The sequence below is a fragment of the Streptomyces amritsarensis genome, from assembly GCF_001953875.1.
GTDB classification, from domain to species: domain Bacteria; phylum Actinomycetota; class Actinomycetes; order Streptomycetales; family Streptomycetaceae; genus Streptomyces; species Streptomyces amritsarensis.
The window spans coordinates 1-12,019 of the sequence record NZ_MQUR01000008.1 but is presented as its reverse complement, the minus strand read 5'-3'; the positions used below and the strand labels follow the sequence as shown (position 1 = coordinate 12,019).

The 12,019-nt window shown below is 72.9% G+C and carries 10 protein-coding genes; 3 read left to right on the top strand and 7 right to left on the bottom strand.

Annotated features, from left to right (window positions below; all coding sequences use genetic code 11):
* Positions 1–32: 32 nt before the first annotated feature.
* Positions 33–1,415 (bottom strand): diaminobutyrate--2-oxoglutarate transaminase family protein, encoded by a 1,383-nt coding sequence (locus tag AVW11_RS05560; protein WP_420713456.1) that lies wholly within the window; start codon positions 1,413–1,415, stop codon positions 33–35.
* A gap of 234 nt (positions 1,416–1,649) precedes the next feature.
* Here AVW11_RS05560 and AVW11_RS05555 point away from each other — a divergent pair, with 234 nt between their 5' ends.
* Positions 1,650–2,819, top strand: coding sequence for a trypsin-like serine peptidase (locus AVW11_RS05555; protein ID WP_030838100.1), 1,170 nt, complete (start codon positions 1,650–1,652; stop codon positions 2,817–2,819).
* A 160-nt stretch (positions 2,820–2,979) separates the two neighbouring features.
* On the opposite strand, the gene hflX is transcribed toward AVW11_RS05555, so the two are convergent.
* The 6 genes from hflX to miaA all read right to left on the bottom strand — a co-directional run bounded on the left by hflX (position 2,980) and on the right by miaA (position 11,316).
* Positions 2,980–4,485: a GTPase HflX gene (hflX, locus tag AVW11_RS05550; protein ID WP_060177922.1), complete on the bottom strand. Its 1,506-nt coding sequence runs from the start codon at positions 4,483–4,485 to the stop codon at positions 2,980–2,982.
* Positions 4,486–4,618: 133 nt separating this feature from the next.
* Entirely contained in the window at positions 4,619–6,166 is a 1,548-nt protein-coding gene (locus AVW11_RS05545) for a M1 family metallopeptidase (RefSeq protein WP_079250521.1), read from the bottom strand.
* A gap of 282 nt (positions 6,167–6,448) precedes the next feature.
* Positions 6,449–8,530, bottom strand: a complete 2,082-nt coding sequence (locus AVW11_RS05540; RefSeq protein ID WP_060177923.1) for a RelA/SpoT family protein — start codon at positions 8,528–8,530, stop codon at positions 6,449–6,451.
* A 140-nt stretch (positions 8,531–8,670) separates the two neighbouring features.
* The gene (gene dapF, locus AVW11_RS05535) at positions 8,671–9,546 is read right to left on the bottom strand and encodes a diaminopimelate epimerase (protein WP_076043409.1); all 876 of its coding nucleotides are present in this window, start codon (positions 9,544–9,546) and stop codon (positions 8,671–8,673) included.
* Between the two features lie 186 nt (positions 9,547–9,732).
* Positions 9,733–10,245 carry a hypothetical protein gene (locus tag AVW11_RS05530; protein ID WP_030838086.1) on the bottom strand — a complete coding sequence of 171 codons (513 nt, stop codon included), beginning with the start codon at positions 10,243–10,245 and terminating at the stop codon, positions 9,733–9,735.
* Positions 10,246–10,377: 132 nt separating this feature from the next.
* Positions 10,378–11,316, bottom strand: a complete 939-nt coding sequence (gene miaA, locus AVW11_RS05525) for a tRNA (adenosine(37)-N6)-dimethylallyltransferase MiaA (RefSeq protein WP_030838083.1) — start codon at positions 11,314–11,316, stop codon at positions 10,378–10,380.
* 217 nt (positions 11,317–11,533) lie between these two features.
* Between miaA and AVW11_RS05520 the strand changes: the two genes are divergently transcribed.
* Both AVW11_RS05520 and AVW11_RS05515 read left to right on the top strand, forming a co-directional pair.
* Entirely contained in the window at positions 11,534–11,701 is a 168-nt protein-coding gene (locus AVW11_RS05520; protein ID WP_318658187.1) for a gliding motility protein, read from the top strand.
* A gap of 23 nt (positions 11,702–11,724) precedes the next feature.
* Positions 11,725–11,979: an antitoxin gene (locus tag AVW11_RS05515; RefSeq protein WP_030838078.1), complete on the top strand. Its 255-nt coding sequence runs from the start codon at positions 11,725–11,727 to the stop codon at positions 11,977–11,979.
* The last annotated feature ends 40 nt before the right edge of the window (positions 11,980–12,019 follow it).

Below are 12,019 nucleotides of genomic sequence, written 5' to 3'. Positions count from 1 at the left end.
GGGTCTGGCATCGCGTGTCCTCGGGGTGCGGGTCAGCGGGTCCGGCGGGCGGCGGCCGCGATGGCGTCGGCCAGGCGGTCGAGGACTGCCGAGGCCTGCTCGTCGGTCAGGGTCAGCGGTGGGAGCAGGCGGACCACGGCGCCGTGGCGGCCGCCGAGTTCGACGATGAGACCGCGTTCCAGGCACCCTTGGCGGACGGCCGCGGCGAGGGCCGACGCGGCGGCCCCGGTGTCGGGGTCGACGAGTTCGAGGCCGATCATGAGGCCGCGGCCCCGCACGTCCCCGATGCAGGGGTGGCCGGAGGCCAGGCCGCGCAGGGCGGCCAGCATCCGATCGCCGAGGACGGCGGCGCGTTCCGCGAGCCGGTTCTCGCGGACGAAGGCGAGCGTGGCGGTACCGGCGGCCATGGCGAGCTGGTTGCCTCGGAAGGTGCCGGCGTGGGCTCCGGGCGTCCACACGTCCAGGCCGGACCGGTACACGATCACGGCGAGGGGCAGGCTGCCGCCGATCGCCTTGGACAGGACCATCACGTCGGGGACCACCCCGGCGTGGTCGACGCCCCAGAAGGCTCCGGTCCGGCCGACTCCCGTCTGGACCTCGTCGGCGATGAGGGGGATCCCTCTGGACGCGGTGATCTCGCGCATGCGCCGCAGCCAGCCGTCCGGGGCGGGGTTGACCCCGCCCTCGCCCTGGACCGGTTCGACGATCAGGCCTGCGGGCAGGGGGACTCCGCCCTTGGGGTCGTCGAGGAGGTTCTCCGTCCAGCGGGCGGCGAGTTCGGCACCCTCGGCGCCCCCGACGCCGAACGGGCAGCGGAAGTCCTGGGGGTAGGGAAGCCGGGTCACCCGGACCTCGGAAGCACCCCCCGAGGCGTCCAGGGCGCCGGCGGTCATGCCGTGGTAGGCCCCGGTGAAGGCGAGCAGGCCGGAGCGACCCGTCGCGGTGCGGACCAGTTTGAGGGCGGCTTCCACGGCGTCCGTGCCGGCGGGCCCGCAGAACTGGATCCGCGCGTCGGCGGCCAGCGCCGGTGGCAGGTTGGCGAACAGCTCCGTGGTGAAGGCGTCCTTGACCGGTGTCGCGAGGTCCAGCACGTGGAGCGGGGCACCCGAGTCCAGGACGCCGCGGACGGCTTCCAGCACCACCGGGTGGTTGTGTCCGAGCGCGAGGGTGCCGGCACCGGAGAGGCAGTCGAGGTAACGGCGGCCGTCGGCGCCCTCGATGGTCAGCCCGCGGGCCCGCACCGGGACGATGGGCAGGGAGCGGGCGTAGGTCCGGGCGGCGGACTCCCGCTGCGCCTGCCTGCGCAGGATGCCGTCATGGCCTGCTGTGCGGCTGCCCTGCGGCGGTACTTGGGGCTTCGCCTGCGGTGGGGGCTGCGTCGCGGCCGGCGCCCCGGCCGGCTCCGTGAAACCCACGAACGTCGCTCCTCCCGCACTGACTGCACTGACGGATTGCCCTTCGAACACCAACGCTCCCCCCATCCCCCGTACGTACCAACGACGGTGACGGCGGCGGATCACGGGTGGGCCCATGATCCTTGTCAAGAAGTGAGCAAAAGGAACCGCTGACCCGGGCTGCGTCGTCCAAGGCGGCAGCGGCATAGTGGGGGGCTCCACTCCACGCCTCGAACCTCCAGGGGGACGAACGACATGCGACCGAACCGACCGGTCACCGCGACGCTGTGCGCGGCCGCCCTCGTGCTGACCGCCGCCGCCTGCGGCCCCGGCGACGGGGAGGCCGGCGGCGACGCCAAGCCGACCGTGGCGGCGAGCCTGCCGAACACGGACGGGATCAAGATCCCGGACCAGCTCAAGGAGAAGCTCAAGGAACGCGGCATCGACGTGGAGAAGTGGAAGGGGGGTGAGTGGAAGAACTGGAAGCAGGAGGACTGGCTCCGCGAGGCGGGCGACTACATCAACCCGATCATCGAGGACCTGTGGGACCCGGACCGCATGCGCGACGCCGAGCAGCCGCAGCGCCCGGCGGTCGACCCGGACGCGGGCAAGGACCAGGGCGTCACCGACCCGACCCCGGCGCCGGTGGCGGCGAAGCCGGCCAACGCGCCCTACCACGGGAGCATTCCGGAGTCGGGCAAGGTCTTCTTCGACGGCCCCGAGGGTTCGATGGTCTGCTCGGCCACCGTGGTCAAGGACCCCGCGCACCCCGGCAAGTCGAACCTGGTCTGGACCGCGGGTCACTGCGTGCACGCGGGCAAGGCGGGCGGCTGGTACCGCAACATCGCCTTCGTCCCCTCCTACAACAACGCGGGCAAGCCGTCGGCGCAGCTCAAGGGCGCGCCGCGCGAGCAGGTGGCTCCGTACGGCGTGTGGTGGAGCGACTGGGCCCAGACCTCCGACCAGTGGATCGCGACCGGCGGTCCCACCGGCGGCGCGGGTGCCCCGTACGACTTCGCGGTGCTGCACGTGACGCCGGAGAAGGGCAGCGGCAAGTCCCTGGAGGAGACGGTCGGCTCGGCGCTTCCGGTGGAGTTCGCCGCGCCCGCCGTGCCGAAGGTCGCGAGCCTCACGGCGACGGGTTACCCGGCGGCGGCCCCGTTCGACGGCCAGAAGGCCTTCCAGTGCACGGACCGGCCGGGACGGCTGACCCTGAAGGCGAACGAGCCGGTGATGTACCGCATCGGCTGCACCATGACCGGGGGCGCCTCCGGCGGCGGCTGGGTCGCGCTGGGCTCCAACGGCAAGCCCGCGCTGGTGTCGAACACCTCGATCGGCCCGGCCAAGGCCGGCTGGCTCGCCGGACCGCGGCTGGGACCGGAGGCGAAGGGCATCTTCGACGCGGTCAGCGCCAAGTTCAAGTAGCCCGCGCTCCGGGGCCCCGGCCCTGAAGCGGGAGCGAACGACCGAGGGCCCCCTGCACACCGCAGGGGGCCCTCACCCGTCAAACCGTCACGGCGGCCATGGCCGCCGTGGCCGCGGGGGCCGCCGTGCCGTCACCGGCGGTCGGCCGACACCGGCCCGACTACTGCTTCGCCAGCGCGTACGGTGCCAGGTCCGCCGCCAGTTCCTGGTGGACGCGCGCCTTGAGCAGGGTGCCCTCCGGGGTGTGCTCCTCGGAGATCACCTCACCCTCGGCGTGTGCCTTGGCGACCAGCGAGCCGCGGGTGTACGGCACCAGGGCCTCCACCTCGACCTCGGGCCGCGGCAGTTCGGCGTCGATGAGCGCGAGGAGTTCCTCGATACCCATGCCGGTCCGCGCCGAGACGGCGATGGAGTGCCGCTCGATCCGCAGCAGCCGCTGCAGGACGAGCGGGTCCGCGGCGTCGGCCTTGTTGATCACGACGACCTCGGGCACGTTCACCGCGCCGACCTCGCGGATCACCTCGCGCACCGCCGCCAGCTGCTCCTCCGGTGCCGGGTGCGAACCGTCGACGATGTGCAGGATCAGGTCGGAGTCGCCGACCTCCTCCATCGTGGAGCGGAACGCCTCGACGAGGTGGTGGGGCAGGTGCCGGACGAATCCGACGGTGTCGGCCAGGGTGTAGACCCGGCCGCTCGGCGTCTCGGCCCGGCGCACGGTCGGGTCGAGGGTGGCGAACAGTGCGTTCTCCACCAGCACGCCCGCGCCCGTGAGGCGGTTGAGCAGCGAGGACTTGCCTGCGTTGGTGTAGCCGGCGATGGCGACCGAGGGCACCTTGTTGCGGCGCCGTTCCTGCCGCTTGATGTCGCGGCCGGTCTTCATCTCCGCGATCTCCCGGCGCATCTTCGCCATCTTCTCGCGGATCCGTCGCCGGTCGGTCTCGATCTTGGTCTCACCGGGGCCTCGGGTGGCCATGCCGCCACCGCCGCCGCCGCCCATCTGCCGGGACAGCGACTGACCCCAGCCGCGCAGTCGCGGCAGCATGTACTGCATCTGCGCGAGCGCGACCTGCGCCTTGCCCTCTCGGGACTTGGCGTGCTGGGCGAAGATGTCGAGGATCAGGGCGGTCCGGTCGACCACCTTGACCTTGACGACGTCTTCGAGGGCGATGAGCTGGCCGGGGCTGAGCTCACCGTCGCAGACGACGGTGTCGGCGCCGCTCTCCATGACGATGTCACGCAGCTCGCGGGCCTTGCCGGAACCGATGAAGGTGGCCGGGTCGGGCTTGTCGCGGCGCTGGATCACGCCGTCCAGTACGAGAGCACCCGCCGTCTCGGCGAGGGCGGCGAGCTCCGCGAGGGAGTTCTCCGCGTCCTGCACCGTGCCGGAGGTCCAGACACCGACGAGTACGACGCGCTCCAGGCGGAGCTGTCGGTACTCGACCTCGGTGACGTCTTCGAGCTCGGTGGAGAGGCCGGCCACGCGGCGCAGGGCCGCGCGCTCGGAGCGGTCGAACTGGTCGCCGTCCCGGTCTCCGTCGATCTCGTGGCTCCAGGCGACGTCCTCTTCCATCAGGGCATCGGCCCGAAGGCTCTCGGTGAAGCTCTGCGAGTCACGCACGTCAGATGCGTCCCGCGCGTCCTGGGAAGGGGAAGAAGAGGAGGTCATTGGATCCTTACGTCGATTCGAATAGCAGTGTCACGCCTGGCGGGGACACGGTAGCTGTCACGTCCAACGTGTCACACCGCCCGGGGATTCCCCGAACGGACCCGTCGATGGTGACATGCCCGTTCCTCGGCGGTCACACGCTTTTCCCGCCGGGCCCGGCGCTGCCCGGCGCCGCCGTCCCGCCCGGGGCCGCCTTGCCGGGGGCCGCCTTGCCGGGTGCCGCCTTGCCCGGCGCGGTCCGGTCGGCCGCCGGGGCGCTCCACTCCGGGTGCCCCGGCATCGGCGGGGTCTTCGCCCCGTACAGCCACGGCTCCAGGAAGGGTCCCAGGTCGCGGCCCGCTTCCTGCGAGGCCAGGCGGACGAAGTCGGCCGTGCCCGCGATGCCGTCCCGGTACTGCGTGACCCAGCGCCGTTCGATCCGCTCGAAGGCCTGGGCGCCGATCTCCTGCCGCAGCGCGTACAGGATCAGCGCGGCGCCGTCGTAGACCACCGGCCGGAACAGCCCGATCTTCTCGCCCGGCGCGGCCGCCTTCGGGGCGGCCGGCGGACCGCCCGCCGCCCGCCACTGGTCGGAGCGCTGGTACGCCTCGCGCATGCGCCGCTCCAGGGAGTACTTGCCGAGCCCGTCGGCGTACAGGGCCTCGTACCAGGTGGCGTGTCCCTCGTTGAGCCACAGGTCGGACCAGGTGCGCGGGCTGACGCTGTCGCCGAACCACTGGTGGGCGAGCTCGTGGACCATCACCGCCTCGACGTACCACTCGGGGTAGCCCTCGCTGGAGAACAGGCTGCTCTCGAAGAGCGAGAGGGTCTGCGTCTCCAGCTCGAAGCCGGTCGTCGCCCGCGCGATCAGCACTCCGTAGTTCTCGAAGGGGTAGCGGCCGACGCGCTCCTCCATCCACGCGATGTGGCCGGCGGTCTTCTTCAGCCAGGGGTCGAGCCGCTGCCGGTCCTCGGCGGGCACCACGTCGCGCAGCGGCAGCCCGTGCGGTCCGGTCCCGTGCACGACGGCGGAGCGGCCCACGGATACCTGGGCCAGCTCGGTGGCCATCGGGTGCCGGGTCCGGTACGTCCATGTCGTGGAGGGCCCCGAGCGCCGGGCAGGTGCCGCCTGGAGGCCGTTGGCGACGGCGGTGAGGGCGGCGGGGGCGGTGATCCGGAAGGTGAAGAGGGCCTTGTCGGCGGGGTGGTCGTTGCAGGGGAACACGCGGTGGGCGGCGTCCGCCTGGTTGGCCATGGCCAGCCCGTCCTCGGTGGGCACCCAGCCGCCGTCCCCGCGGCCGCGGGGGTCGCTGGTGTGCCGGATCGTGATGCGCAGCGCGCCCCCTTCCGCCACCGCGCGCGGCGGGGTCAGTACGAGGTCCTCCCCCACGCTCTCGAACCGCGCGGGCTCCCCGTTGACCTCGGCGGACGCCACCTTTCCGTGGGTGAAGTCCAGGTTGACGCGCTCCAGCGGCTCCAGCGCCCGGGCGTCGATGACGGTGACGGCGTCGAGCGGGGTCAGGTTGTCCTTGTACGTGAAGGACAGGTCGTACGCGAGCACGTCGTAGCCGGGGTTGCCGAGCTCGGGGAAGAGCCGGTCGCCGATGCCCAGGGGCTTCGGCGGGGGCAGGACCGCGGCGACGAGGGTGAGGGAGGCCGCGGCGAGCAGGGCGGCGCGCAGGCGGGGGGAGGAAAGCTGCATCCACCACCGCTTACCAGCGCGCGCCGCCAGGCCGCGCACGGCGCGCGACGGATCCACCCGAACGGGACCATCCGGCGCCGCTCCGGACCAGGCGGCCTGGTGTCCGTGCGGCGGACGAGCGGCCCCCGCGCGGCCCGCGAGCCCGGCGCCACCGCGGGTCCTGCATGGTCGGCGCCACCCGCGTGGCCGGCGGGGCCGGTGGGACAGACTTGCTCGGCGGGGTCGGCGGGGTCGGCGGAACAGGCATGGTCGGCGACCGGCGGGGTCGGCGGGACGCCGCCGCTACGCCCGGCTGACGTCGTAGACGCCCGGCACGTCCCGCATGGCGCGCATCAGCGCGGGCAGCCCGGCCGCGTCGGGCAGCTGGAGGGTGTAGGTGTGCCGGACCCGCCCCTCGACCGGGGGTTCGACGGTCGCGGAGACCACCTCGACGCCCTCGCGGGCGATGGCCTCGGTCAGGTCGGCCAGCAGATGCGGGCGGCCGAACGATTCAGCGAGCAGGGTGACCCGGCAGTCCGCCGTGGCCCGCCAGTGCACTGCGACGGAGGTGCGGCCCACGGCGCGCATCTGCGCCACGGCCGCGCACTGGACGCGGTGCACGGTGACGGCACCGCCGCGGACCAGGAAGCCGGCGACGGCGTCCGGCGGGACCGGGGTGCAGCAGCCGGCCAGCCGGACGGTGGCGTCGGGCAGGTCGGCCACGGCGTTGGCCCCGCCGCCCCGGGCTCCGACGACCGACAGCGGAGCCCGCGCGGCCGTCGTGGGGGCCATGGCGCGGTCGGGATGGGATTCGAGCCAGCTGCTGATGGCGATGCGGGCGGCGGGTGTCCGGGCGTGGTCCAGCCACTCGGCGGAGGGTCCGGAGGAGGCGTCCTGCGCGAGCAGGAGCTGGACGGTGTCCCCGTCGGACAGCGGCGAGGACAGGGAGGCGAGGCGCCCGTTCACGCGGGCGCCGATACAGCCGTGGGCCGCCTCGCCGTGCTGCGCGTAGGCGGCGTCGATGCAACTGGCCCCGGCCGGGAGGCCCAGGGTGCCGCCGTCGGCCCGGAACACGGTGATCTCCCGGTCCTGCGCCAGCTCGGCGCGCAGCACGGTCCAGAAGGTGTCGGGGTCGGGAGCCGACTGCTGCCAATCGAGCAGCCTGGACAGCCAACCCGGGCGGGTGGGGTCCACCCGCTCCTCGTCCGGGTCGGCGGCGGCGTCCGGTGTCGCGGTGGCGTACGGGTTGCCGAGCGCGACCACGCCGGCCTCGGCGACGCGGTGCATCTGCCGGGTGCGCACGATGACCTCGGCCACGTACCCCTCGGGCGTGGCCACGGCGGTGTGGAGGGACTGGTAGAGGTTGAACTTCGGGGTGGCGACGAAGTCCTTGAACTCCGAGACGACCGGGGTGAAGCAGGTGTGCAGCTCGCCCAGGACGGCGTAGCAGTCGGCGTTCTCGCCGACGAGGATGAGGATGCGGCCGAAGTCGGAGCCGCGTAGTTCGCCGCGCGTGCGGGAGATCCGGTGGACGGAGACGAAGTGCCGCGGCCGGACCTGCACTTCGGCGGCGATGCCGGCCTCGCGCAGGACGGTCCGTACGGAGTCGGCGATGCCGGGCAGCGGGTCGCGTTCGCCCGCGTGGGCGGCGATGAGGGCGCGGGTGCTCTCGTACTCCTCGGGGTGCAGGATCGCGAAGACGAGGTCTTCCAGTTCGGTCTTGAGGGCCTGTACGCCGAGCCGTTCGGCCAGGGGGATCAGGACGTCGCGCGTGACCTTGGCGATGCGGGCCTGTTTCTCGGGGCGCATCACGCCCAGGGTGCGCATGTTGTGCAGCCGGTCGGCGAGTTTGATCGACATGACGCGGACGTCGTTGCCGGTGGCGACGAGCATCTTGCGGAAGGTCTCCGGCTCGGCGGCGGCACCGTAGTCGATCTTCTCGACCTTCGTGACGCCGTCGACGATGAAGCAGACCTCGTCGCCGAACTCGGCGCGGACCTGATCGAGGGTCACGTCGGTGTCCTCGACGGTGTCGTGGAGCAGAGAGGCCGTCAAGGTGGTGGTTTCGGCGCCCAGTTCGGCCAGGATCAGCGTAACGGCGAGCGGATGTGTGATGTACGGCTCACCACTTTTTCGCATCTGGCCGCGGTGGGAGCTCTCCGCGAGGAGATACGCGCGCCGCAGAATGGACATATCGGCGTCGGGATGGTGGGCGCGGTGGGCCTCTGCGACGTGGCCGATCGCGTCCGGGAGCCGGTCCCGGGACGTCGGCCCGAGCAGCGCAGCGCGCCCGAGCCGGCGCAGATCGAGCCTGCTCCGGCCCCGTCTGCGGAGCTCAGAGCGCGCTTCGGGGTGTGCTTCGGGGTTCGTGGCCTCTGCACTCATGGGCACCTCCGGCGGCTTCGACCGGCGGTGGCGGGCATGGGGTGAGCCCTCAGGGCCGGTGCCTGATGTTACCGACCCCACCACGTGGCGCAGTCCACCTCTCGCACAGCGTGAAACGGATCACCCATTAGAGGGAAGCTTCAGCAGAAGGCCGTTTCGGTGAGCCAGGCCGCGTCGAACTCACCGGCGGCGACGATGACGGCCGGTCCGGTCATGTCGATCTGCCCGTCGGGGTGTTCGGTGATGACGAGCGTTCCGCCGGGCAGGTCGACGGTGTACGTGGCCGGTTCGCCGGTGGCGGCGGGGTCGGCGCCGTCGCGGCGGATGGCGGCCACGGCGACGGCGCAGGCGCCGGTGCCGCAGGAGCGGGTCTCGCCGGAGCCGCGCTCGTGGACGCGCATGGCGACGTGCCGGGGGCCGCGGTCGACGACGAACTCGACGTTGACACCCGTCGGGTAGGCGGACGCCGGGCTGGACAGCGGGGCGGTGAGGAGGTTCCCGGCGTCGTCGAGGCTTTCGACGAACGCGACCGCGTGCGGGTTCCCCATGTTCACGTTGCGGGCGGGCCAGCTGCGCGGTCCGACGCTGACGGTGACCTCGCCCTCGGGGAGCGCGGCACGGCCCATGGAGACGGTGACGTCGCCCCCCTTGTCGAGGTGCACGCGCTTGACGCCGCCGCGCGTGGCGACGGCGAGGTCCCCGGGCTCGACGTGGCCGGCGTACTGGAGGTAGCGGGCGAAGACGCGCACGCCGTTGCCGCACATCTCGGCGACGGAGCCGTCGCTGTTGCGGTAGTCCATGAACCACTCCGCCTCGTCGGCCAGGTGCGCCGCCTCGGGGTGCGCGGCGGACCGGACGACGTGGAGGACCCCGTCGCCGCCGATGCCGGCGCGCCGGTCGCAGAGCTTCGCGACGGCGGACGCGGGCAGCTCGACTGCGTTGTCCGGGTCCGGGACGATCACGAAGTCGTTCTCGGTGCCGTGGCCCTTGAGGAAGGGGAGAGTGGTCTGCGTCACCCGCCCATGGTACCGAGGCCCAGCTCAGAGGCGCCGGGCGGCCCTGCGGCGATCACCGGCCGCCCGGGTCGGTCACCCGGGCGTCAGGAGCGTGGCGGGTTCCGGGGGTCTCACGTTTTCCGGGCGCCGTCACAGGCACCGGGGGCAGTCGGCGGAGCCGGAGGCCGTCACGGGCACCGGGGGCCGTCAGCGGAGCCGGGCGACCCGGTAGACGGCGAGACCTACGACGACCAGTGCGACCACGGCGTACAGCGCGGCCATGCGCCAGTCCGGGCGGCGGCCGCTCCCCCTGGCCGGGAGGCCGGGCCACGTGTAGCCGACCCGTCGGGCGGCCATCATCCCCCAGCCTCCGGCGCAGCAGCTGATGAGGAAGCCGAGCATGGCGACCACGGCTCCGCCGTCGCCGAACTCGAAGGCGAGCGGGAAGGCGAACATCAGCGAGCCGGCGGCGGCGAGCATCACGATGGGGGCGATCTGCCAGACGCGCAGGCGCCGCTGCGGTCGCAGTTCGACCTCGAACGCGGGTCCGGCGGCCGCCTCGGCCTCGGCGGTGTCCGGGGCGTCCGGGCCGTCGGGGGTCAGCCGCGCGGGGTCGGCGGGCAGCCCGAGGCCCGCGGTCCCGTCCGCTCCGCCGAGAAGCATCGGGTCCGCTTCCCGCCGGGTGTCGTCCCGCCCGGTGTCTCGAGGGCCGGCCTCCATCGCCACGCGCCCTCCCCACTCGGACTCAGTACGCCGCCATGCATCGCAGGTGATCGCACCTGCTGGAGTTTGATGATGGCACGCCCTCAGCCCCGCTACAGGCGCCCGGGGCGTCCCGATGCCATCACGTGATCAGGCTGTAACCGCTCGTTCGACCAACGACTCGGCAAGTCCGGGGAGTTCCGCCCGGTCGGCGGCGGCCCCGCTGAGCCAGTGGACGCGCGGATCCCGGCGGAACCAGGAGTCCTGGCGGCGGGCGAACCGCTTGGTCGCCCGGACGGTCTCGGCCCGGGCCTCGTCCTCGGTGCACTCGCCGGCCAGCGCGGCCAGCACCTGCTGGTAGCCCAGCGCCCGGGAGGCGGTGATGCCGTCGCGCAGCCCGCGGGCCTCCAGCGCGCGGACCTCGTCCACCAGCCCGTCCTCCCACATCCGGTCGACGCGCAGGGCGATCCGCTCGTCGAGCTCGGGCCGGGCCACGTCGACGCCGATCTGGACGGTGTCGTAGACGGACTCGTGGCCGGGCAGGTTCGCGGTGAACGGCTTGCCGGTGATCTCGATGACCTCCAGCGCCCGGACGATGCGCCGGCCGTTGCTGGGCAGGATGGCCCGGGCGGCCTCCGGGTCGGCGGCGGCGAGGCGGGCGTGCAGAGCGCCGGGGCCGCGCAACGCGACCTCCTCCTCCAGCCGGGCGCGGACCTCGGGGTCGGTGCCGGGGAACTCCATGACGTCCAGGGCGCCCCGGACGTAGAGGCCGGATCCGCCGACGAGCACGGGGGTGCGGCCCTCGGCGAGCAGTCGGTCGATCTCCAGGCGGGCCAACCGCTGGTACTCGGCGACGTTGGCCGTGTCGGTGACGTCCCAGATGTCGAGGAGGTGGTGCGGGACGCCGCCGCGCTCCTCGGCCGTCAGCTTGGCGGTGCCGATGTCCATCCCCCGGTACAGCTGCATGGAGTCGGCGTTGACGACTTCGCCGTCGAACCGGCGGGCCAGGGCTACGCCCAGATCGGACTTTCCTGCCGCGGTGGGACCGACGACGGCGATGACCCGCGGGGCGGGGGCTGCTTTCCTCACTGCCCCAGTCTCGCAAACGCCCGGGCATGTACCCGATCGAGCTACGTGACGGGGTGGGGGCGGGGTCGTTGCCCTGGCGAGGTTCCGGCCGTGCGTGCGCCGTGCGCCCGCCCGGCGCAGACCGGTTCGGTCACCGCGGAACTTCACTCACACGAGTAACGTTACGGGAGTAGACATGGGCGTTTTTGATCGGTTTTTTCGTCGTAAGGACGAGGCCGTGACCGAGGAGGTCGCGGCCGCGGCTCCTGCGGCGGAGTCCGGCGCGGCCGAGGAGGCCGAGCCTGCTGTAGCGGAGAGCGAGCCGGTGGAAGCCGTGGAGATTCCGAAGCAGCAGTCGGCGGAGGTGGCCGCGGACAGCGAGGCCGGCGAGGGCGCCCGTACATAGCGAACGCCAACGGAAGGTGACCCATGGGCCTGCTGGACAATCTGAAGGCCAAGCTCGCTCCCGCGAAGGACAAGGTCGGCGATCTCGCGCACCAGCACGAGGGCAGGATCAGCGAGGGTCTGGACAAGGTCGCGAAGGCCGTGGACTCCAAGACCAAGGGCAAGTACAGCGGCCAGATCACGAGCGGGACGGGCAAGGCGAAGGACGCCCTCGGGAAGATCGCGCACAAGGACGCCAAGGACGCCCCCGGCGGGCCGACGCCGCCGGCAGCCTCCTGACGCGGTCAAAAAGGGGCGCGGAACCGGCTGGTGCCGGTTC